Raw genomic sequence first — 20,291 nt, 5'->3', positions numbered from 1 at the left:
GCGAGGCATGAGCGCCTCGCGCCGCTACGGCAGTTCCTTGACGAGATGTGGGCCGAACCGCTGGACGACACGCGCTGTGTTGCGCAGGGGCAGCGCGGGCTGTCCCACCATCAGCCGCAGGCGTGACGAGGCGCACCGCATGGCCGTGGTCCGCCGTCCTCCCGGGTGCGCGTACGGGCCACGCTGATCCGGAGCGGCGCAGGAGGCCACCGTCCCCCGCCGCGCCGCGACGGGGGACGCGACTCGGAGGGCCGGCCTAGAGTGTCCCGCCGAAGCCGATCGTGCGCTGCTCGTCCTCGCCGACCTCGACGAAACCGAGGGCGGACACGGGCACGACCACTCGGCGCCCGTTCGTATCGGTGAGCGAGAAGACGCCCTTGTCCGCGGCGAGAGCCTGGCGGAGCTCCTCCTCGATCTGCTCGGCCGACATGTCGGTCTCCACGACGAGCTCGCGGTGCACCGACCGAACAGCGATCTTGACTTCCATCGGGCTCCCCTTTCCAGAGGGCTGCGTCACGCAGCGCCTCACCCCCATCGTCGCCGTCCTCCGGCGCGGTGAGCCCTCTGATCGCGTCAAGCGAACAGGAAATCCCGCGCGTTCAGCCGGTCCGGGGGAAGCCGCTGATGCCGCGCCAGGCGAGGCGGGCCATCAGCTGGGTGGCGGCCTCCTTGGGGATGGAACCGTGGCTGCTGAGCCAGTAGCGCGCGCTGACCTCGGCCATGCCGACCAGGCCGACCCCGAGCAGGTGCGCCTCGTCGCTGGAGCAGCCGGTGTCCTCCTGGATGACCTGGCTGATCGCGTCGGCGCTCTCCCGCAGGGACCGCTCCATCCGCTGGCGTACCGGGGCGACGTTGCGTAGATCGGACTCGAAGACCAGCCGGAACGCCTCACCCTGGCTGGACACGAAGTCGAAGAACGCCCCGATCGCCGCCTGGACCCGCTGCTTGTTGTCGCTGGTGGAGGCGAGGGCCTCGTGGCACCTCGTCACCATGTCGTCGACGTGAAGATCGAGCAGGGCGAGGTAGAGCTCGAGCTTGCCGGGGAAGTGCTGGTAGAGCACCGGCTTGCTGACACCGGCCCGCTCGGCGATCTCGTCCATGGCCGCCGCGTGGTAGCCGTTCTCCACGAACACTTCCTGCGCCGCGCTCAGAAGCTGACGGCGGCGGGCCATACGGGGCAGGCGGGTGCCCCGGGGCTTGGCGTCCGGGGTAGCGGTCACGGCACTCTCGTCTCCTTGTTGCGGGAACTCGCCCATCCTACGTGTGGGTAACCAGGTCAGCGGTAGTCCTCTTCGCCGTACTGCTCGACCACGCGTTCCTGATCGGTGGCGTCGGCGGCATCGGCCTCGATCGGCACCTGCTCGGGCCAGCGGGGTTCTTCCGCGGACTTCAGCCGCTGGAGATCCTCGACCGCGTCCTCGTCCGGCGTCTCGCTCGAGATCTCCTCGGGCGGGATCTCCTCGGACAAGGTCTCCTCAGGTGTCTCTCCGAGGGAGTCCATCTCGGACATCTGCCGTCCTCCGTTCCCGGCCCCGTCGACGCCGCGACAGGTCCAACACTACGGCCACGGGCCGTACCGGCTAAGCGGTGGAGCCCCGGAACAGGTCTCCATGCCGCTCGACCCGGTCCAGCACGTCTCGTGCCGTGTAAACGAGCTGCCCCGGGTCCGTACAGGCATCCACTTCTGCCCACGAAAGTGGGGTCGACACGGTCGGGACGCTGCCGGCCCGCAGGGAGTAGGGGGCGACCGTGGTCTTCGCCGGGTTGTTCTGGCTCCAGTCGATGAACACCTTCCCCGGCCGTTCCCGCCTGGCCATCACGCTGGTGACGAACGTGTGCTCGCGCTCCAGCCGCCGAGCGAGTTCGCGGGCGTACGCGTTCGTGTCCTCGTCGCCGTTCCACGGCACGTAGAGCTGCATGCCCTTGCCGCCGCTGGTCTTGGGTGATCCCTCGTGGCCGTCCTCCTTGAGCACCTCGCGGAGCAGGAGGGCCACCTCGCAGCACTCCACGATCGTCGCGGGGGCGCCGGGATCGAGGTCGAAGACCAGGGTGTCCGGTGGCAGCGGGTCTCCCTCCTCGGAGACGCGCCACATGGGGACGTGGAGTTCCAAGGCGGCGAGGTTGGCGTAGTAGACGAGCGTCGCCAGGTCGTCCACGATCGCGAATTCGATCTTCTCTCGCCCCTTCGAGCTGCCGGGGGCGGGCAGGGTGGCCGTACGGACCCAGTCGGGGGTGTGGCCGGGCACGTTCTTCTCGAAGAAGAACTGGCCGTCGACGCCGTCGGGGTAGCGCTTGACGGTCAGCGGGCGGCCGCGCAGGTGGGGGAGCAGGGCCGGGGCGATCCGGGTGTAGTAGTCGATGACCTCGGCCTTGGTGAACCCGGCGTCGGGGTAGAGCATCTTGCCGAGGTTGGTCAGCACCAGTTCCCTGCCCTCGACCTGGACCCGTACCTTCCTGGTCACAAGCACACCTCCGAGGCGGCCGATAGGGCACCGCCATAGTGGGTACCTGCCCAACAGGTAAGTCCTTTGAATCCCGAGATGGTGTAGTTCGAACAAAGAGACGAGAATGTGGCTATGCGCAGCATCTGGAAGGGCGCCATATCGTTCGGGCTGGTCACCATTCCCGTGAAGCTCTACTCCGCGACGGAGCAGAAGGACGTCGCCTTCCACCAGGTGCACCGGGAGGACGGCGGGCGCATCAAGTACAAGCGGGTGTGCACGGCCGACGGCCAAGAGGTGTCCTACTCCGACATCGCCAAGGGGTTCGAACTGCCGAGCGGCGACATGGTGGTGCTGACCGACGAGGACTTCGCCGACCTGCCGCTGACCACGTCCCGCCGGATCGACGTACTGCAGTTCAGCCCCGCCGAGCAGATCGACCCCATCTACTTCGCCAAGTCGTACTACCTGGAGCCGGAGGCGCAGGGGGCGAAGCCGTACGTGCTGCTGAGGGACGCGCTGGAGCGCTCGGGCCAGGTGGCGGTCGTGAAGGTGGCGTTGCGTCAGCGCGAGTCCCTGGCGACGCTCCGCGTCCGTGACGGCGTGTTCGTGCTGGAGACGATGTTGTGGCCGGACGAGGTGCGCACGGCGGAGTTCCCGTTCCTCGACGAGGACATCGACGTCCGCCCGCAGGAACTCAAGATGGCCGAGTCCCTGATCGAGACGATGGTCGCGGACTTCGATCCCGGGGAGTACAAGGACACCTACCGCGAGGCGCTCCAGGCGACCATCGAGGCGAAGATCGCCGGCAGGGAGGTGGTGGCCCCCGAGGCTCCCGCCGAGGAGGCGCCCGCCGTCGACCTGATGGCCGCGCTCCGCGCCAGTGTCGAGGCCGCCAAGAAGGAACGCGAGGGACGCGCGCCGGCCAGGAAGGCGGCCGGCGGGAAGGCCGCAGAGAAGGCCGCAGGTAAGGGCGCTGGGAAGGCTGCGAAGAAGGCGGACACCAGTGCCGAGGAAGAGGAGAAGGCGCCTCGCAAGCGCGCGGCACGCCGCTCCGCGTGATCCCGCTCCGCGTGACCCTGGGCCGGGTGACCCTGGGCCGGGTGATCCCGCTCCTTGTGACTTTGGGCTGCGTGGACGTCCGGACAGGAAACGAACTGCGTGGACGTCCGGACGGAAATCGAACCGCGTGATGTCCGGACGGGAAAAGAGATGGCCATCCGGCCGGATCAACCGGGCCGGATGGCCGTAGTGGGTTGGAAGGCGCTGACCCGCGGGATCTCACCCGTGGCGTCCGCCTTTCTGCGCTGAACGATGAATCTCATCGTGTGGGCGAGGAAGCAGACGTGTTCCTCGTCCGTGTGGTGGCGCCTCTCCGCGTGCCTCCCGTCCAGGATGAGCGGGGTTCACGGTGAGATGGCCGACGGAGATCGGGTCAGCCGACGGCGGCGGGCGCGACCTGCACGACGGCGGGTGCCTCGGCCGGCTCAGGGCGCTCTTCGCGAACATCCCTGGGCAGACGGATCGTGATGTTGTTGATCACGTGCTGGCGCTGCCGCTGGTGCTGCCGCTGGTGCCCGCGCTGGTGCTGGCGGAGGCGGTTGTGGTTGCGGTTCCAGTTGCGGTTGCGGTTGCGACCCTGGCCGCCCCAGTTACCGCAGCCGCAGCCGCCGGCCTGGACGACGGCGGCGCTCGCCGTGGTCGCGGTGGTCGTGGCGCCGAGGGCCACGGCTCCGCCGGTCATCGCGGTGCTGATCGCCAGCCCCGCGATGGCGCTCTTCAGCATGGACATTGCGCTTCTCCTTTGAAAGGAATTGATTTTCCTCCACATTTGGGCATTCTCTGGATTGCTGCAGACAATGCCCGAGAGATCGTCCTTTGTGGATCATCTCTGTGATATCTTGATTGCCTGACCGGCCAGGTAGTAAACGATGGAATTGGTCTTTTGTGGTGCGCTTGCCGTTTCGTTGACGACGTCGCGCAATGAGGGATTTGTTGCGCGGCGAGGGGAAGGTCACCGGCGAGTCGTGCGGTCGATCGGGGCACATGCGGGATATCTCTCCGGCCCGGTGGAATTTCGCGATGAACGCGGCACCGAGTGAAATCCGGCGCGGCGCGGCGCCGCCGTACATGAGGAAAGGCCCGTCCGATCGGCGTGGCGCCGGCCGGACGGGCCTCGGTGTTTTTCCTGAATGGTGAGCCCTCGGGCGTCCCGGTGGTTGTCGTCCCTTACCCGGCCCGCTCGTTCGCGCCGGTGTCGTGTATTCATCCGCCGATGCGGACGACAGGTGAACAGGGCGGGACGATCATCCGTCGATCGCTCGCGGTCTCACGGTTTGGTGGATGCGCTTACTTACTGCTGGTTGGCCGTGCCGGCGGCGTTGCCGTTGCCGCCGTTGCCGCCGTTGGCGTTGGAGTTGTTGCTACCGGCGATGGCGCCGCCGTTGCCGCCGTTGCCGCCCCGGGCGATGACGAGCTGGGCGAGGACGTCAGCCGGGATCTCGACGTTCCGGACCTCCCTGACCGGCTCGCGCCGCCGCTGCTCCGGCTGGCGGATGCGGATGTTGTTGATCACGTGCTGGCGCTGGCGCTGCTCCTCGCGCTGGTGCTCGCGCTGGTTCTGGTGGTTGCGGTTGTGGTTGCGGTTGTGGTTGCGGTTGCGGTTGCCGCGACCCCAGCCCCCGCCGCCGCCCCAGCCGCCGCCGCAGCCGACCTGGACGACGCCGGCGCTGGCCGCGGTGGTGGTGGTCGCCGCGCCCAGCGCGACGGCTCCGCCGGTCAGCGCGGTGCCGATGGCGAGAAGTCCGACGAGGTTCTTGAACTTGGGCATTGCGTTTCTCCCCCGAAAATGAATCGGTTCCTCTTGGCACTCTGACATCTTCGCGAAATCCCCGAAGAATGCCCCGGATGCCCCTGATGTGGCATTTCCGTATTGTCTTGATTTCCGGATGTATGGGGTGACAAACACTGCCGTTCCGTTCTTAGTCAGCTCTTTTGCCTTCATTGGGTGCGTCGATCGCGGCATGTTTCCCTCGATGGCACCGGGCCGTCCACGAGGGGATTCCGTCGCGTACGGCAGTGCGGGGATCTGTGCGGCTTTTGTCCCCTTCTTGGGATAGCAGAAAGGGTGAACGCGAAAAACCCTGTCCGCCCGCATGAAGCGGCCGGACAGGGTGGTGTGTTTTCGGCGAGGGGCGAGTCACCCGACAGCGTCTTCGCTGTCGGCGGCGTAGCCGGTCCGACGGCCGAGACCTTTCCGCCGCCTGGTCGCGTTCGTCGTGAACGCCGGTCAGGAAGAACCGCGTCCCGGGTGGATGCGGATATCGTGGAAAAGGGTTTGGATGCCGCGGTGGCACGCTGCCGCCGGTGTTCCATGAGCGAGGCCGACCCCGCGCTTGTCGCTCGGTGATTTCACGGCCGGATAGTGCGCTTACTTACTGCTGGTTGGCAGCGCCCGCGGCGTTGCCGGTGCCGCCGTTGCCGCCGTTGGCGTTGGAGTTGTTGCTGTTGGTGACGGTGCCGCCGTTGCCGCCGTTGCCGCCGCGGGCCGCGACGAGCTGGGCGAGGACGTCAGCCGGGATCTCGAGGCCCCGGTTCTCCCTGACCTCACGCTCTCGCCGCTGCTCCGGCTGGCGGATGCGGATGTTGTTGATCACGTGCTGGCGCTGCGTCTGGTGCTCGCGCTGGTGCTCGCGCTGGTTCTGGTGGTTGCGGTTGTGGTTGCGGTTCCAGTTGCGGTTCCGGTTGCGGCCGTTCCCGCCCCCGTTGCCGCAGCCGCCGCCGGCCTGGACGATGCCGGCGCTGGCCGCAGTGGTGGTGGTCGCCGCACCGAGCGCGACGGCTCCGCCGGTCAGCGCGGTGCCGATGGCGAGAAGTCCGACGAGGTTCTTGAACTTGGGCATTGCGTTTCTCCCCCGAAAATGAATCGGTTCCTCTTGACGCTCTGACATCTTCGCGAAGTCCCCGAAGAATGCCCCGGATGCCCTTGATGTGGCATTTCGGTACAGTCTTGATTTCCGGGTGGGCGGCGTGACAAACAAGGCCGTACGCTTCTTGGATCGTTCTTGTCGTCCTAATTGAGCGCGCCGCGTGAGCCGATTACACCTCGGGCGATGGTGTGATTCCCGGAGGAACTCCGTCACGCACGGCCGTCGTGTATGCCATCAACGGATCGTGGACGTCGTGATTCGCGGTGGGAAAGACCGGGAAATCGAAAGTCCTGTCCGGCCCGCATGGTACGGGCCGGGCAGGACATTCTTCTGCGCCGAGGAACGTGAGGCGGTTCGCTCACAGACGCCCTCGCTTCTCGCGCCGGCTCTTTTCCCATGACCGGGACCGGCACGGTCTCTTCCATCCCGTCCACGCTCTCTGTGAACGTCGAACAAGAAGAACCGCGTTCCCATGGACGTGGAAACCGTTGAGACGGTCGTCCGACGCGACGGCGGTACATGCCGCCGGTGTTTCCATCAGGTGAGATCCGCCTCGCGCTTGTCGCTCGGTGATCTCACGGCCGGAGAATGCGCTTACTTACTGCTGGTTGGCCGTGCCGGCGGCGTTGCCGTTGCCGCCGTTGCCGCCGTTGGCGTTGGAGTTGTTGCTACCGGCGATGGCGCCGCCGTTGCCGCCGTTGCCGCCGCGGGCCAGGACGAGCTGGGCGAGGATGTCCTCGGCCAGCACGTCGCGGAGGTCGCGGCCCTGCTCGCGCTCACGCTGCTGCTCCGGCTGGCGGATACGGATGTTGTTGATCACGTGCTGGCGCTGGCGCTGCTGCTGCCGCTGGTGCTCGCGCTGGTGCTGGCGGAGGCGGTTGTGGTTGCGGTTCCAGTTGCGGTTCCGGTTGCCGCGACCCCAGCCCCCGCCGCCGCCCCAGCCGCCGCCGGCCTGGACGACGCCGGCGCTCGCCGCGGTGGTGGTGGTCGCGGCGCCCAGCGCGACGGCTCCGCCGGTCAGCGCGGTGCTGAGCGCGAGGAACCCGATGAGGTTCTTGAACTTGGGCATTGCGTTTTCTCCCTTGAAAGGAATTGATATGCGCCGACACTCCGACATCCTCGAGATGCTTCTCAGGAGAATGTCTGGATGACCCGTGGCGGATCACCTCTGCGTTGTCATAGATTTCCGCCCATGTCGGGCGGCAAACGGTGGTTGACTGCTCTTAGTCTCTGCTTGTCGCTCTATTAATGAAGTTAGGCACTAGAAAGTGATATGCGACCAATGTGCCCTATGTCGGATTTGACCGGTGTGGATTTCCGCCGGAAGGTCCGGAGATGCACGTGAGGCCGCGTCGTCCGCAGACGTTCCCCGTCGCTGAAATCCGTATGGGCGGGGTGAAAGAGAAATCCGGCCGGCGGGATGCCGGCCGGATCGGTGCGTTTTCAGTTGGGTGTCGTGACGGCTCGCGACCGCGAGAGCGGCCGTCCGCCGCCAGAAACCGGCGTCCGCCTCTGGGAGAGGAAACGGATATCCCCGCCCATGTGACGCCACGCCTCCCGGGTGTGGGATCGCGCCTCTGGCTGAAGACGGGCCGGCTCGGCCCGCGTGTCGAGGCCGGGCTCAGTCGAGGACCCTGAATTCGCGGATGATGTCCCTGCCATTGGAGCTGGACGTCGTGGTGCTGGTCGGCGCCAGGTTCTCGTCCTCCGGGATCACGACGTCGTTGATCAGGAACTGCGTCTGCTCCTGATGCTGGTTCTGCTGGTTGTGCTGGCTCTGGTGCTTGTTGTTCGTGTTGCGGTTCCAGCCTCTGCCGTTGCCGCCCCAGCTGCCGCAGCCGCCGCCGCAGCCACCGGTCTGGATGACGGACGCACTCGCCGTGGTGGTGGTCGCCGCGCCGAGCGCGACCGCACCGGCGGCCATAGTGGCGCCGACGGCGAGAAGCCCGGCGAGCCTCTTGAACTTGGGCATTGCGTTTCTCCTTCGAAAGGAATCCGTTCGCCCCCGCGTTTCGACTTTCTGGGGTATTTCCAGAGTCGCGGCGGACGGCGGGGTGGCCTCGGTGATCACTCCCGCGGGTCTGTGATTTCCTCCCGTGTCGAACGGCAAACAGTAATTGACTGCTCTTAGTTGCGGCTTGTCGCTCTATTACTAATGTTGAGTTGATAAATTCAGATTCGCGGGCATTTGCGCGATATGTCCGAGTTGGTGTGATAACAAAAATCCGGCCGGCGGGATGCCGGCCGGATGGGCCGCGTTCTCGGTGAGGGCCGCGGACGTCGCCGCCCCCGGCGGAGCCCTGCCACAGGCAGGGCTCCGCCTCTCCTCCGGGAGCGGGATGTCCCTCATCGAGCGTGCCCGCGCTCCCCGTGACCGCCCTCGCCTCCTGCTCTGAGGCGTACGGGGTCCGGTTGAACGCGGGTACGCGGGATCACTTCTCGGCGCTGACGGCGCCCGGCTCTTTAGAGCGTGTCGTTCGCGTTGGCCAGGATCTCGGGCAGGTCGTCGCCCTCGTCATCGTTCCGGTCCACCCGGATGTTGTTGATCACGTGCTGGCGCTGCGTCTGGTGCTCGCGCTGGTGCTCGCGCTGGTTCTGGTGGTTGCGGTTGTGGTTGCGGTTCCAGTTGCGGTTGCGGTTCCGGCCGTTCCCGCCCCAGCTGCCGCAGCCGCCGCCGCCGCAGCCGCCGGCCTGGACGACCGCGGCGCTCGCCGTGGTGGTGGTGGCAGCGGCGCCCAGGGCGACCGCTCCGCCGGTCAGCGCGGTGCTGAGGGCGAGAAACCCGACGAGGTTCTTGAACTTGGGCATTGTTGTTCTCCCTTGGAAGGAATGGATTTGCCCCGACACTCTGCAACTCTCCGAATTCGGAGAATATGCGGATGACCCTTATGCGGATCATCTTCGCGCCGTTTTGATTTCCTGCCAGGTCGACAGATAAACGGCGATCGGCGGCCTTTACCCTCTGCTTGTCACTTTATTGGAGACGTTGAGTGATTAGTGCCTCTTATGTAGCGAGATGTCGCCGATGTCGCAATTGTCAAGGTTGATGGGTATTGCTCCCTTGGGGGTGGCGAGGGCCTCGTAGCCTCAGGTGGTAGGCGGCGGCCACCGCGCCTGAAGTGCGGCGGGTCCGGAGCGTCAAACGAATACACGCGAAACGCGAAAAGGCCATCCGGTCGGCAGCGCTGCCGACCGGATGGCCTTTTCGCGTTTCGCTGTGGTGAGGGCTCCCGCGATCTTCCCTCGCGGGAGCCCTCGCATCATTGTGGGCAGAGGATCACGTCTCACCTCACGGTGAGGAACTCACGTGATCCACCGTGCTCTGGCCTGCCGGCCGCCCGCCGAACCTCGCGTTCCGGAGAACCGAGATCCCGGTAGAGCGTCGGTACACGTCGCCTCGCCTTCGCCCTTCGTGATTAGAACTCGTCGTCGAAGCCCCGGCCGCGGTCGATCCTGATGTTGTTGATCACGTTCTGGCGCTGCTGCTGACGCTGGTTCTGGTGGTTGCGCTGGTGCTGACGGTTGTGGTTGCGGTTGAAGTTGCGGTTGTGGTTACGGCCGCCACGGCCCCAGCCACCGCAACCGCCCCAGCCGCCGCCGCAGCCGCCGCCGCAGCCGACCTGGATGACGCCGGCGTTCGCCGCGGTGGTGGTGGTCGCCGCACCGAGCGCGACGGCTCCACCGGTCATCGCCGTGCTGATGGCGAGACCCGCGATGACACTCTTGAGCTTGGGCATTGTGTTTCCCCCTTGAAAGGATGGTTGCCCCGTTTTTCGACATTTCCCAAATAATTTGGAAAACGGCTTGGATAGTCCGTGAAAGGTCCATCCTGGTTGTCATGATTTCCGGGTAGCCTGCCCGACAAACGGCTCTCGTGCGCTTTTACTCCTTGCTTGTCGCTTTATTGACGATGTTGAACTCTTATCGCTAGTTATGATGCGAAATGTCCTTCTATGTCCGGTTTGTGGCTGTGCTGGGCGGAGGTGGCGATATCGTCGGAACATCGTCGGAACGGCGGGCGAACAGGGGAGGTCGCGTGGGTGTCGAGCCGATTCCGGACTGGCCGGGCGAGCTGATCGAGCTGGGGAACACGCGGATCCACGTGCGATCCACTCCCCGCGGCCCGGCGGAGGCCGCGGTCTTCGTCCACGGCCTGGCGGGCTCCGCGACGAACTGGACCGACCTGATGGGCGAGTTGGCGGGCGAGGTCACCGGATGGGCGCTCGACCTGCCCGGCGCGGGTTACTCGCCGGCGCCCGCGGACGGGGACTACTCCGTGGACGGCCACGCCCGTGCGGTCATCGCGCTCATCGAACATCTGGGCGGCCCGGTCCACCTGTTCGGCAACTCGCTCGGCGGCGCCGTGTCCGTACGCGTCGCGGCCACCCGGCCAGAGCTGGTCAGGTCGCTCGTGCTGGTGTCACCGGCGCTGCCCGACCTGCTTCCCCGGTACGGCCCGGCCCGCGTGGCCGTCTCCGCGGCGCCGCGCCTCGGGGAGTGGGCGGTCCGGCGGCTGAGCACGGTCCCCGCCGAGCGCAGGGTGCAGGCGACCCTCGGCATGTGTTACGCGGACCTGCGCAGGGTCCATCCCGAACGCCTGAGGCTCGCGGTCGAAGAAGTGCGGCGGCGGGACGCGCTGACCCACGCCGGCCAGGCGCTGGTCGGCTCCGCCAGGGGCATCGTCGGCGAGTACTTCCGTACCGGCCCGGAGAACCTGTGGCGGCAGGCCGCGCGGGTGACGGCGCCCACGCTGGTCATCCACGGCCGGCGTGATCGGCTGGTCGACGCCCGGATGGCGACGCGTGCCGGGCGGACGTTCCCCGATGTGCGTCTCGTCACTATCCGGCACGCCGGGCACGTCGCCCAGATGGAGTTTCCCGAGATCGTGGCGCGCGAGGCCAGGCGCCTGCTCGCCGAGGCACGCGTCCACGCCGGTTGACCTCTCGATTGGGGAATGCCGGAGGCCCCCGGCTAGGTTGTCACTAGATGCTTGTGATGACCCCCTGAAATGGGAGTGGGACTGTGTCGTTGCCACCACTGGTAGAGCCGGCAGCAGAGCTGACCGTCGACGAGGTGCGCCGTTATTCGCGCCACCTGATCATCCCCGACGTCGGGATGGCCGGGCAGAAGCGGCTCAAGAACGCCAAGGTGCTCTGTGTGGGCGCCGGTGGCCTGGGTTCCCCGGCGCTGCTGTACCTCGCCGCGGCGGGCGTCGGCACGCTGGGCATCATCGACTTCGACGTCGTGGACGAGTCGAACCTGCAGCGGCAGGTCATCCACGGGCAGTCCGACGTGGGCCGCCTGAAGGCCGACTCCGCCGCGGCGAGCGTGCGCGAGATCAACCCGCTCGTCAACGTGGTGATCCACAACGTGGCCCTCACCACCGACAACGTGATGGACATCTTCTCCGGCTACGACCTGATCGTGGACGGCACCGACAACTTCGCCACGCGTTACATGGTCAACGACGCCGCGGTGCTGCTCGGCAAGCCGTACGTCTGGGGATCCATCTACCGCTTCGACGGGCAGGCCAGCGTGTTCTGGGCCGAGCACGGCCCCTGCTACCGCTGCCTCTACCCGGAGCCCCCGCCTCCCGGCATGGTTCCCTCCTGCGCCGAGGGCGGCGTCCTCGGCGTGCTGTGCGCGTCGATCGGCTCCATCCAGGTCAACGAGGCCATCAAGGTCATCACCGGCATCGGCGAGCCGCTCGTCGGCCGTCTGATGATCTATGACGCGCTGGAGATGAAGTACCGCGACGTCAAGGTCCGCAAGGACCCCGAGTGCCCGCTCTGCGGCAAGAACCCCACGATCACCGAGCTGATCGACTACGAGGCGTTCTGTGGCACCATCTCCGACGAGGCCCAGGAGGCCGCTCTCGGCTCGACGATCACCGCGGCCGAGCTCAGGGACATGAAGGAGCGCGGCGACGACATCTACGTGATCGACGTCCGCGAGCAGAACGAGTACGAGATCGTCAACATCCCCGGCGCCGTGCTGATCCCCAAGGGCGAGTTCATCAACGGCTCGGCTCTGGAGGGTCTGCCGCAGGACAAGAAGATCGTCCTGCACTGCAAGTCCGGCGCCCGGTCGGCCGAGGTCCTCGCGATCCTCAAGAACGCCGGCTTCGCCGACGCCGTCCACGTCGGCGGCGGCGTGCTCAGCTGGATCAAGACGGTCGACCCCTCGCTTCCCACCTACTGACGGCCACTCGCCCGGCCGCCGTCCTCATGATCAGGACGGCGGCCGCGGTGTGGTCGTTTCGTCTTTTTGAAGGATTTGTGCCTGGGTGGGGTTAAGGTCGCTGACGTGAGTGGGACACGGACGTGGCCGGCGCTGATGGTGGCGTCCGCACTCACCGTGATCTGCGCGATCATCGCCGGAGTCGCGGCGAGCGCGGCGGCCGGCGAGCTCACCAGGGGCCCGAGCGCCGGAGAACTGCGGCAGGCGTCCGCCGCCGAGGTGGCCCGCCGCTGGGAGTTCTGGCCCGCGGGCCGGATCTTCCCCGCGACCCTCGGTTACACCGGCGAGCAGGGCGGCCGCGAGAAGGCCAGAAGAGTCGGCGTCTCCTCACGTACCGACTGTGCCGCCTCCGTCGACGCCCCCCTCCGCGCTCCGATCCGCGCCGCCGGATGCCGGGCGGTCCTGCGCGCCACCTACCTCGACGCCCTCCAGGGAATCGTCATCACCGTCGGCGTCGCCGCGTTCCCCGACTCCGTCTCCGCCTCCGCCGCCGAGGCGGCGTTCCCCAAAGGCGGGAAACCCTCGCCGGGGCTGCGCGCCCTCGCCTTCCCCGGAACCGTGACCGACCGGTTCAGCGCCGCCAGCCGCCAGGCCGGTACGGCCAGGCAGGCCGGGCCGTACGTCATCCTGACCACGGTCGGGCAGGTGGACGGGCGGCCGGCGCGCTGGGTGGGCAAGCAGCGACCCACCATCTTCACCTTCACCGGCGATCTGGCCGCCCAGATCGCGACGGCGCTCACCGCGCCCGCCGCCCCCGACTGCGAGGCGAAGGAGTGGCGATGCTGAGGCCGCGCGTCCTGGCCGTGCTCGCCGCGCTCACGGTCGCCCTGCTTCCCGGTACGGCGCGCGCCGACGACGTGCGGGCGAGCCAGCACCCCGTGTTGCGGACCCTGGACCTCGCCGAGGCGTGGCGCCACACCAAGGGCGAGGGCGTCACCGTGGCCGTACTCGACTCCGGAGTGGACCCCCGGCACCGGGACCTCGCCGGATCGGTGGTCATCGGCAAGGACTTCACGGTGGGCGCGAACCCCAGAGGTGTCGCCCCCACCCGCCTGCACGGCACGTACATGGCGTCCCTGATCGCCGGACACGGGCACGGCCCCGGGCGCGAGGACGGCGTGATCGGTGTCGCGCCGGACGCGAGGATCCTCTCCGTGCGGGTGATCCTCGAAGACGAGGAACCCGGCTTCCGGACGTTCAACTCCGATGTGCGCTACGAGGGCGTGGTCGCCAAGGGCATCAGGTACGCCGTGGACCGCGGCGCCGACGTGATCAACATGTCGATCTCGAAGGACCTGCCGACCGAGGAGGAGCGGGACGCCATCCGTTACGCCATCTCCAAGGGCGTGGTCCTGGTCGCGGCGGCGGGCAACGAGGGGGCGGGGAAGCGCGACGCCCCCTACTCCTATCCGGCGGCCATCCCCGGCGTCATCTCGGTGGCCGCGGTCACGCCCGCCATGCGCCGGGCGTCGTTCTCCAACCGGAACTCCTCGGTCATGGTCGCCGCGCCCGGCGTGGACATCCTCGGCGCCGGTCCGGGCGACGAATACTGGGTGGGCCGCGGCACCTCCCAGGCGACCGCCCTGGTCTCCGGCGTCGCCGCGCTGATCAAGGCGCGCTATCCCCGGATGTCACCCGCCCTGGTCGCGCAGGCGCTCACCTCATCCGCTTCCACCCGGAACAGGTACAACACCGGCACCGGATTCGGCGTGGTCAACGCGAACCGGGCCCTGACGACGGCGGCGGCGCTCGCCCGGCACCGGGCCACGGCGTCGGGTCCGGGCGTGCAGGACCCCTCCCGGAAGATCGGCGCGAAGGAGCGCGATCCCGAGCCGGTGGCGGTGGTGCGGCGCGACCAGCGGGCCATCGTCGTCTACGCCGCCGTCGCGATCGGCGGCCTCATCGGTGCCGGCACCGGCCTGGTCGTCCTGGTCCTTCTCGTACGGCGGGCCAGGCGCGAGGACGACGACACCCTGGTTCCGCCTGCTCCTTGGCGTACGGAGCCTCAGACGTAGCATCGAGGTATGTCGCCCGACCAGCCGGGGAAACGTCCCCGCGCGCACCGCTGGCCCGCGTCCGCGCGGAGGGCGGAGGCGGCCCAGGCGGCCGCGGCGCGGGCCGAACTGACGCGCGGCGTCAGGCTCCGCTCGACGTACGTCGCCATCATGGGCGTCGTCCTCGCCGTCGCCGCCGTGAACGTTCTGCTCGGGGCGGTCGGCGTGCTGCGGGAGACGCGCTCACGCCCGCTGACCGGCGCCGAGCGGGCCAGATACGCCCAGGAGGACGTCGCCCGCCGATGGCGGGCCTGGCCGGTCGGGATGGTCTTCCCCGAGGAGCTCGAATACGCCGGGCTGGGCCGCGCGCAGCAGTTCGCCCGCCGGGTCGGGATCGCGCCCGAGAGCGCCTGCACTGCCGCGGTCGACGCGCCCGTGGCGTCCGTCCTGCGGAGATACCGCTGTGTCACCATGCTGCGGGCGACGTATGTGGACCAGACGGCGACCTTCGCCGTCACGGTCGGCGTGGCGGTGCTCCGCGACGAGCAGACCAGGGTGGACGCCTCCGCCAAGCTGCCGCAGGACGACCGGGTCGGCGTGCGGCCGGTCGCCTTCCCGAACACGGTGACCGACCTCTTCGGCGCGGCGCAGCGGCAGCGTACGGGCTGGGTGGGGGCCGGGCCGTACATCGTCTTCTCCTCCGTGGGGTACACCGACGGTCGAACCCGTGACTCCGTGTCCCCGGAGGAGCAGTTGAACAGCGAGATGTGGCCGGTCGCGCAGTCGATCGCCGCGCGCATCGCGCGTTCCCTGGCAGAGCCGCCGGACGTCCCACGCTGCACCCAGGGGAACGTGTGCTGAGGCGCGCGGCGCGGTGCGCCGCCGCCCTGTCGGTCCTGCCCGTCCTGTCGGTCGTGTCCGCCGCCCCGGCCCTGGCGGCGCCAAGCGGCGACCGCGTGGTGCTCGACGCCGTCAACGCCGAGAAGGCGTGGAAGGTCACCAAGGGCGAGGGCGTGATCGTCGCCGTCCTCGACGGCCGGGTGGACGGCGGCGCGTCCGAGCTGAAAGGGCGGGTCGAGCAGGGCCCCGACATGACCGGCACCGTCTTCGGCCGGGCGAAGTCGTCCCCGGGGGAGGCCACGGCCGCGGCGTCCCTGATCGCCGGCGACGGGAGCGGCGGCGGCGCCTGGGGCGTCGCGCCACGCGCGCGCATCCTGTCCATCCCCGTGATCTCCGAGACCCTGCCCGGCGACTTCGTCGATCCGCAGGCGGAGCCGGGAGTCGCGATCGACAGCCCGCTCGCCCGGGCGATCCGGCACGCCGCGAACAACGGGGCGAGCGTCATCAGCGTCCCCACGGGCTCCTATGCCGTGGGCAGGATGGACCGCGACGCGATCTCGTACGCGCTCTCCCGGGGCGTGGTGATCGTCTCGGGCGTGGGCGACGGCGGGGACTACTGGCGGTTCCCCGCCGGATATCCGGGAGTCGTCGGCGTGGCCGCGGCCGGGAAGGGCGCCCCCACCAGCACGAACCTGTCGGTGGTCGTCGCCGCGCCCGGCGTGGACCTGCCCGTGGCCCTCCCGGACGGCCGGCACGGCCACAGGACGGGCAGCGGCCCGGCCAGCGCGATCGTCGCCGGCGTCGCCGCCCTCATCAAGGCGCGCTACCCGGACCTCAAGCCCGAACTGGTGACCCGCGCCCTCATCACCACCTCGCGCCGCGGGGCGCCCGGATACGACAAGAAGACCGGCTTCGGCGTGGTCGACGCGGCGGCCGCGCTCGCCAGGGCGGGGGAGCTGGGCGGGTACGCCCGTACGGTGCCGGTGGAGGAGGATCTGCACTTCGGTGACGGCAAGCTCACCCCGGGGCCCGCGCGCCCGGGACCGGATCCCGTTAGGCTCTGGATCTACGGCATCGGCGTCCTTCTCGGCGTCGGCGCCTTCGTCGCGGCGGTCGTGGCGCTCACCCGCCGGTGATCACGTGTTGATGGCCGTTCGGCTGCGTTTCGGCTGCGGTATGGCCGATCTCGGCACTATCGGGCACAGGCGGGGGCAAAGGTTCGCTAAGGTCGCGGCTCATGGGGTACGAGCTGCGCGTCGAGCGGGAGTCACCGCTCGCCTACGCCGAACTCGCGAGCGTGATCTCGGCGGAGGCCGGATACGAGCTGCGCGGGTCGCAGGAGGCCGGCGAGGTTCTCGCGTGGCACGGCGACGCCGTGCATCCGGTGGCGACCTGGTCGGGCCGGCTGTCCGGCCAGCCGGGGTCCGACTGGCATGTGGCCCAGCTGGCCCGGCTCTCCGATCTCGTGGGCGCCGGCCTCATCGGTGAGGACGGCGAGGCGTACGGCATCAGGAACGGCATCGTCGAGCAGATCAACGGCACGTCGAGCTACGAGTTCGGGAAGCTGGAAGAGATCATCGCCGCCGGGCCGGCCGAATGGAGCACCTGAGCGGCTACGCCGAGCGGGTGCTCGAGGTGGTCGAGCGGATCCCACCCGGCAAGGTCATGCCGTACGGCGACATCGCGGAATACCTGGGGGAGGGTGGGCCGCGGCAGGTGGGACGCGTCCTGTCCCACTGGGGCGGCGGCGTTCCGTGGTGGCGTGTGCCCAGGGCGGACGGATCCCCGCCCGTGGGGCACGAGAGCGAGTGCCTCGCCCGGTGGCGCGAGGAGGGCACGCCGCTCCGGGGAGACCGAGCCGACATGAGACGCGCTCGATGGGACGGACGCGCTCGCTGACCGCTTACCATTTCTAGAACACCGGTCTCCGAAGGGTGGTGCCTCCCCTATGACACCCGCGCCCACGAGCGACACCGTCGCCGACCGATTGCGGGCTGTTCAGGAGCTTTATGACCGGGGTGAGTCCATAGGGGCGCTGGTCGCCCTGGTCCGGGAGGCGGGCCTCGGGCCGGCGGAGCGCCGCGGCGTCGATCGCGAGGCGCTCGCCGGACCGCTCGGACTGCGACTGGACGCGGCGGCCAAGCGCGGAGCCGCGCGCCGCCGCGAGGCGATCTCGGTGCTGCGGCCCTATCTCGCCGAGGTGGACCCCAGGGTCAAGCGGGACCTCCCGGTCGGCCGCCGGGCCGGATACCACCTGGTCGAGACCCGTGACCCCGGGGAACTGGCCGAGAGCGACGCGCTGGCCAAGTTGGCCGCCGCCGCGGCCGAGCCGTCCCGGCGGGTCCGCAAGGGCTTCCGGTGGTACGCCGACCTGCCCGTCGAGGTGGACGACAAGCTGCTCCGGCTGCGCAGGGCCGACCTCGTCCCGGTGACGCAGATCGACGACATCTCCTGGGTCGGCGGCCGGCTGCGCATCACCGGTCACGCCTACCTCGCCGGCCTGTCCGTGCGCAGCCGTCGCTTCAACCACGCGACCGTCGTGCTCAAGGGCCCTCGCTGGCTGCCGCGTGTGACGTTGAAGACCCGCCGCGTCTACCGGCCGGAGGCCACCCACGCGGCCAAGGAGCCGGGCTGCAACTACGACTGGGCGGGGTTCACCGCCGAGCTGCATCCGTTCTCGCTCCGCTGGCGGGCCGCCCTGCGGGCCGTGGTCCGCGGCGGCAAGCGGGTGCTCCGCCGCCGCAACACGGTCCAGGACACCACCACCTGGCGGGCCGAGGTCGCGATCTGGAGCCGCATGGCCCGGGCGACCGGCACGCTCCGCGGCCCGGCCATCGGCCGTACCGAGCGCCCGGCCGGCCTGCAGGTCAGGCCGCGCTGGTGGGTGCGCCCCGTGTGGACGTCCGACAAGTCGCTCCAGGTGGTCCTGCAGCCGACGAGGGCCGAGCTGACCCGCGTCCGGCTGGACGGCGACAACGTCGTGCTCACCGGCTTCATCCCCGGGCATCCCGTCACCAGGGGCAAGGCCCGGGTGGGCGGCCACCGGATGGCCGCCGAGTTCGCCCCGGTCGAGGGCGGCAGCGAGTTCACGCTGGCGCTGGGTGTCCAGACGCTGCTCAAGGACCGCGACGCGCGCCGGCTGTGGGTCGAGCCCAAGGGAGAGCCCGCCGCGGCCGTGATGCTGGAGGGCGGCGAGGAGACCCGGCTCATCGTCGGCGACCGTGAGATCACCGTCCAGGGCGACCGGCGTGACCGGGTGGTCATCTCCGGGCACAAGATCCTGCCCGTGATCACCTCGGCCGAGTGGCAGGACGACGCGCTCACCCTCACCGGCACGTACCCCGACCCCGATCCCGGGCCGCGAGACCTGCTGTTGCGGCACCGCGGCGGCCTGATCATCCGCGTTCCCCTGCGGCGTGACGGCGAGGAGTTCTCCGTACGGCTCGCGCCCGGCGCGATGCCCAGGTTCGGGAGCACCGTCCCGCTGGCCGAGGGCGTCTGGAGCATGTCGGTCGCGCCGCCGGGCAAGCACGGCCCCGCCATCGCCCCGACCCGCTTCGACCACGCGGGGCTGGACGCCCTGGACGAGGAGCAGCGCACCGTCGACGGCCGCGTCTACCGGTTCGTCGCGACCCGTTACGACGTCCCCGTGCTCGTGGCGGCCGAGGACCGGCCGGGCGACGAGCGCAGCGCGGCCGGAGTCTGGGCGCTGAGCCGCAACTTCTACCCCGCGGAGCGGGCGCGGCCCCTGCGCGAGGCCGCGGTCTACGTCTCCTACGACGGCAGGTCCTACTCCGACAGCCCGCGGGCGATCTACGAGGAGCGGCTGCGCCGGGGCGACGACAGCGAGCACATCTGGGTCGTCAGGGACGGCGCCTTCGTCCCGCCGGGCTCGGCCGACCTCGGCCTCGACGGGGACATCGTCCCCAAGATCGTCAGGGAGGGCAGCCGGGAGCACTACGAGGCGCTGGCCCGCGCGAGATACGTCGTGTCCAACGGCTTCCTGCCGCCGTGGTACCGCACCCGTGACGACCAGGTGTGCGTCCAGACCTGGCACGGCACCCCCGTCAAGCACATCGGCCGCGACCTGCCGCACATGCGGCGTGAGCCGAGGCCGCCGGTCTGGCACCGCCAGGCCGTCGAGGTGCGCGGATGGGACGTCCTGGTCTCGCAGAGTGCCTGGGCCTCCTCCGTGATGCGCAAGGCGTTCGGCTACGAGGGAGAGATCCTCGAGAGCGGATACCCGCGCAACGACGTGCTGGCCGGGGACCGCGAACCCGCGGCCGCCGCTATCAGGCGCCGGATAGGCATCCCCGAGGGCAAGCGTGTGGTCCTCTACGCGCCGACCTTCCGCGACTACGACCGCAGGAACGCCTCGGTGAAGCTGGACCTCGTCGACGCGCGACGCGCCCTCGGCGCCGACCTCGTCGTCCTCGTGCGCGGCCACGCGATGCAGGCGTTCCCGCACGTGCCGTCCCTCGACGGGTTCTCCATCGACGTGACCACCTATCCCGACATCGCGGACCTGCTCCTGATCGCGGACGTGCTGGTCACCGACTATTCCTCGACGATGTTCGACTTCGTGGCGAGCGGGCGGCCGGTCGTGCTGTTCACGCCGGACCTGGACCGCTACCGCTCGGCCCGCGATCTTTACCTCGACCTGGAGTCGCAGCGGCCCGGGCTCCGGCTCGCGACGTCTCCGGAGGTCGTCGAGGCACTGCGGTCGATCGACTCGGTGTCGGCGAAGCTCGCCGACCGATACGCCGCGTTCGTCCGCACCTACGCGCCGCACGACAACGGCAAGGCCGCCGCCCGCCTCGTCGATCACGTGTTCTCCTCCTGACCCT

General features: G+C 69.2%; 21 protein-coding genes. 10 read left to right on the top strand and 11 right to left on the bottom strand.

Annotated elements, in window-relative coordinates; translation table 11 throughout:
* Window positions 1–256 precede the first annotated feature (256 nt).
* From IMZ11_RS30240 to ligD, 4 genes are all read right to left on the bottom strand, one after another.
* Window positions 257–487, bottom strand: coding sequence for a DUF3107 domain-containing protein (locus tag IMZ11_RS30240; protein WP_061259310.1), 231 nt, complete (start codon window positions 485–487; stop codon window positions 257–259).
* A 112-nt stretch (window positions 488–599) separates the two neighbouring features.
* Window positions 600–1,220: a TetR/AcrR family transcriptional regulator gene (locus IMZ11_RS30235; RefSeq protein WP_082777370.1), complete on the bottom strand. Its 621-nt coding sequence runs from the start codon at window positions 1,218–1,220 to the stop codon at window positions 600–602.
* A gap of 56 nt (window positions 1,221–1,276) precedes the next feature.
* Window positions 1,277–1,510 carry a hypothetical protein gene (locus tag IMZ11_RS30230; protein ID WP_228645827.1) on the bottom strand — a complete coding sequence of 78 codons (234 nt, stop codon included), beginning with the start codon at window positions 1,508–1,510 and terminating at the stop codon, window positions 1,277–1,279.
* A 70-nt stretch (window positions 1,511–1,580) separates the two neighbouring features.
* On the bottom strand, window positions 1,581–2,462 hold the full coding sequence (ligD, locus tag IMZ11_RS30225; protein WP_228645826.1) for a non-homologous end-joining DNA ligase: 882 nt from the start codon (window positions 2,460–2,462) through the stop codon (window positions 1,581–1,583).
* Window positions 2,463–2,576: 114 nt separating this feature from the next.
* Between ligD and IMZ11_RS30220 the strand changes: the two genes are divergently transcribed.
* Window positions 2,577–3,503 carry a Ku protein gene (locus IMZ11_RS30220; protein WP_228645825.1) on the top strand — a complete coding sequence of 309 codons (927 nt, stop codon included), beginning with the start codon at window positions 2,577–2,579 and terminating at the stop codon, window positions 3,501–3,503.
* 373 nt (window positions 3,504–3,876) lie between these two features.
* Here IMZ11_RS30220 and IMZ11_RS30215 read toward each other — a convergent pair whose 3' ends face one another.
* The 7 genes from IMZ11_RS30215 to IMZ11_RS30185 form a co-directional block, all read right to left on the bottom strand.
* Complete coding sequence (locus IMZ11_RS30215) at window positions 3,877–4,233, bottom strand: hypothetical protein (protein ID WP_228645824.1); 357 nt, start codon at window positions 4,231–4,233, stop codon at window positions 3,877–3,879.
* Window positions 4,234–4,794: 561 nt separating this feature from the next.
* On the bottom strand, window positions 4,795–5,271 hold the full coding sequence (locus tag IMZ11_RS30210) for a hypothetical protein (RefSeq protein WP_228645823.1): 477 nt from the start codon (window positions 5,269–5,271) through the stop codon (window positions 4,795–4,797).
* A gap of 604 nt (window positions 5,272–5,875) precedes the next feature.
* On the bottom strand, window positions 5,876–6,343 hold the full coding sequence (locus IMZ11_RS30205) for a hypothetical protein (RefSeq protein WP_228645822.1): 468 nt from the start codon (window positions 6,341–6,343) through the stop codon (window positions 5,876–5,878).
* Window positions 6,344–6,968: 625 nt separating this feature from the next.
* Window positions 6,969–7,439 (bottom strand): hypothetical protein, encoded by a 471-nt coding sequence (locus IMZ11_RS30200; protein ID WP_228645821.1) that lies wholly within the window; start codon window positions 7,437–7,439, stop codon window positions 6,969–6,971.
* 552 nt (window positions 7,440–7,991) lie between these two features.
* Window positions 7,992–8,342 carry a hypothetical protein gene (locus tag IMZ11_RS30195; RefSeq protein WP_228645820.1) on the bottom strand — a complete coding sequence of 117 codons (351 nt, stop codon included), beginning with the start codon at window positions 8,340–8,342 and terminating at the stop codon, window positions 7,992–7,994.
* 491 nt (window positions 8,343–8,833) lie between these two features.
* A complete protein-coding gene (locus tag IMZ11_RS30190; RefSeq protein WP_228645819.1) occupies window positions 8,834–9,178 on the bottom strand; it encodes a hypothetical protein in 345 nt (114 codons plus the stop codon).
* A 608-nt stretch (window positions 9,179–9,786) separates the two neighbouring features.
* Window positions 9,787–10,107 (bottom strand): hypothetical protein, encoded by a 321-nt coding sequence (locus IMZ11_RS30185; protein ID WP_228645818.1) that lies wholly within the window; start codon window positions 10,105–10,107, stop codon window positions 9,787–9,789.
* 299 nt (window positions 10,108–10,406) lie between these two features.
* Between IMZ11_RS30185 and IMZ11_RS30180 the strand changes: the two genes are divergently transcribed.
* The 9 genes from IMZ11_RS30180 to IMZ11_RS30140 all read left to right on the top strand — a co-directional run bounded on the left by IMZ11_RS30180 (window position 10,407) and on the right by IMZ11_RS30140 (window position 20,287).
* A complete protein-coding gene (locus IMZ11_RS30180) occupies window positions 10,407–11,309 on the top strand; it encodes an alpha/beta fold hydrolase (RefSeq protein WP_228645817.1) in 903 nt (300 codons plus the stop codon).
* Window positions 11,310–11,392: 83 nt separating this feature from the next.
* Entirely contained in the window at window positions 11,393–12,571 is a 1,179-nt protein-coding gene (moeZ, locus tag IMZ11_RS30175; protein WP_061259285.1) for an adenylyltransferase/sulfurtransferase MoeZ, read from the top strand.
* Window positions 12,572–12,676: 105 nt separating this feature from the next.
* Entirely contained in the window at window positions 12,677–13,396 is a 720-nt protein-coding gene (locus tag IMZ11_RS30170) for a hypothetical protein (protein WP_228645816.1), read from the top strand.
* A complete protein-coding gene (locus tag IMZ11_RS30165) occupies window positions 13,390–14,625 on the top strand; it encodes a S8 family serine peptidase (protein WP_228645815.1) in 1,236 nt (411 codons plus the stop codon). Before IMZ11_RS30170 ends, IMZ11_RS30165 begins: the two co-directional genes overlap by 7 nt.
* A 9-nt stretch (window positions 14,626–14,634) precedes the next feature.
* Window positions 14,635–15,465, top strand: coding sequence for a hypothetical protein (locus IMZ11_RS30160; protein WP_228645814.1), 831 nt, complete (start codon window positions 14,635–14,637; stop codon window positions 15,463–15,465).
* Window positions 15,459–16,580, top strand: a complete 1,122-nt coding sequence (locus IMZ11_RS30155) for a S8 family serine peptidase (RefSeq protein WP_228645813.1) — start codon at window positions 15,459–15,461, stop codon at window positions 16,578–16,580. The genes IMZ11_RS30160 and IMZ11_RS30155 overlap by 7 nt, the downstream gene beginning before the upstream one ends.
* A gap of 101 nt (window positions 16,581–16,681) precedes the next feature.
* Window positions 16,682–17,053 (top strand): hypothetical protein, encoded by a 372-nt coding sequence (locus IMZ11_RS30150; RefSeq protein ID WP_228645812.1) that lies wholly within the window; start codon window positions 16,682–16,684, stop codon window positions 17,051–17,053.
* Window positions 17,041–17,343 carry an MGMT family protein gene (locus IMZ11_RS30145; RefSeq protein WP_228645811.1) on the top strand — a complete coding sequence of 101 codons (303 nt, stop codon included), beginning with the start codon at window positions 17,041–17,043 and terminating at the stop codon, window positions 17,341–17,343. Before IMZ11_RS30150 ends, IMZ11_RS30145 begins: the two co-directional genes overlap by 13 nt.
* Before the next feature lie 49 nt (window positions 17,344–17,392).
* On the top strand, window positions 17,393–20,287 hold the full coding sequence (locus tag IMZ11_RS30140; protein ID WP_228645810.1) for a CDP-glycerol glycerophosphotransferase family protein: 2,895 nt from the start codon (window positions 17,393–17,395) through the stop codon (window positions 20,285–20,287).
* Window positions 20,288–20,291: the final 4 nt, after the last annotated feature.

Origin of the sequence: Microtetraspora sp. AC03309 (assembly GCF_020826795.1) — a bacterium.
Lineage (GTDB): Bacteria > Actinomycetota > Actinomycetes > Streptosporangiales > Streptosporangiaceae > Microtetraspora > Microtetraspora glauca.
This window is presented reverse-complemented; position numbering and strand designations above follow the sequence as displayed.

Coding starts and splice junctions, on each gene's coding strand:
- IMZ11_RS30240 (WP_061259310.1), bottom strand. CDS start 487: ATGGAAGTCAAGATCGCTGTTCGGTCGGTGCACCGCGAGCTCGTCGTG.
- IMZ11_RS30230 (WP_228645827.1), bottom strand. CDS start 1,510: ATGTCCGAGATGGACTCCCTCGGAGAGACACCTGAGGAGACCTTGTCC.
- IMZ11_RS30220 (WP_228645825.1), top strand. CDS start 2,577: ATGCGCAGCATCTGGAAGGGCGCCATATCGTTCGGGCTGGTCACCATT.
- IMZ11_RS30215 (WP_228645824.1), bottom strand. CDS start 4,233: ATGTCCATGCTGAAGAGCGCCATCGCGGGGCTGGCGATCAGCACCGCG.
- IMZ11_RS30210 (WP_228645823.1), bottom strand. CDS start 5,271: ATGCCCAAGTTCAAGAACCTCGTCGGACTTCTCGCCATCGGCACCGCG.
- IMZ11_RS30205 (WP_228645822.1), bottom strand. CDS start 6,343: ATGCCCAAGTTCAAGAACCTCGTCGGACTTCTCGCCATCGGCACCGCG.
- IMZ11_RS30200 (WP_228645821.1), bottom strand. CDS start 7,439: ATGCCCAAGTTCAAGAACCTCATCGGGTTCCTCGCGCTCAGCACCGCG.
- IMZ11_RS30195 (WP_228645820.1), bottom strand. CDS start 8,342: ATGCCCAAGTTCAAGAGGCTCGCCGGGCTTCTCGCCGTCGGCGCCACT.
- IMZ11_RS30190 (WP_228645819.1), bottom strand. CDS start 9,178: ATGCCCAAGTTCAAGAACCTCGTCGGGTTTCTCGCCCTCAGCACCGCG.
- IMZ11_RS30185 (WP_228645818.1), bottom strand. CDS start 10,107: ATGCCCAAGCTCAAGAGTGTCATCGCGGGTCTCGCCATCAGCACGGCG.
- IMZ11_RS30165 (WP_228645815.1), top strand. CDS start 13,390: ATGCTGAGGCCGCGCGTCCTGGCCGTGCTCGCCGCGCTCACGGTCGCC.
- IMZ11_RS30160 (WP_228645814.1), top strand. CDS start 14,635: ATGTCGCCCGACCAGCCGGGGAAACGTCCCCGCGCGCACCGCTGGCCC.
- IMZ11_RS30150 (WP_228645812.1), top strand. CDS start 16,682: ATGGGGTACGAGCTGCGCGTCGAGCGGGAGTCACCGCTCGCCTACGCC.
- IMZ11_RS30145 (WP_228645811.1), top strand. CDS start 17,041: ATGGAGCACCTGAGCGGCTACGCCGAGCGGGTGCTCGAGGTGGTCGAG.
- IMZ11_RS30140 (WP_228645810.1), top strand. CDS start 17,393: ATGACACCCGCGCCCACGAGCGACACCGTCGCCGACCGATTGCGGGCT.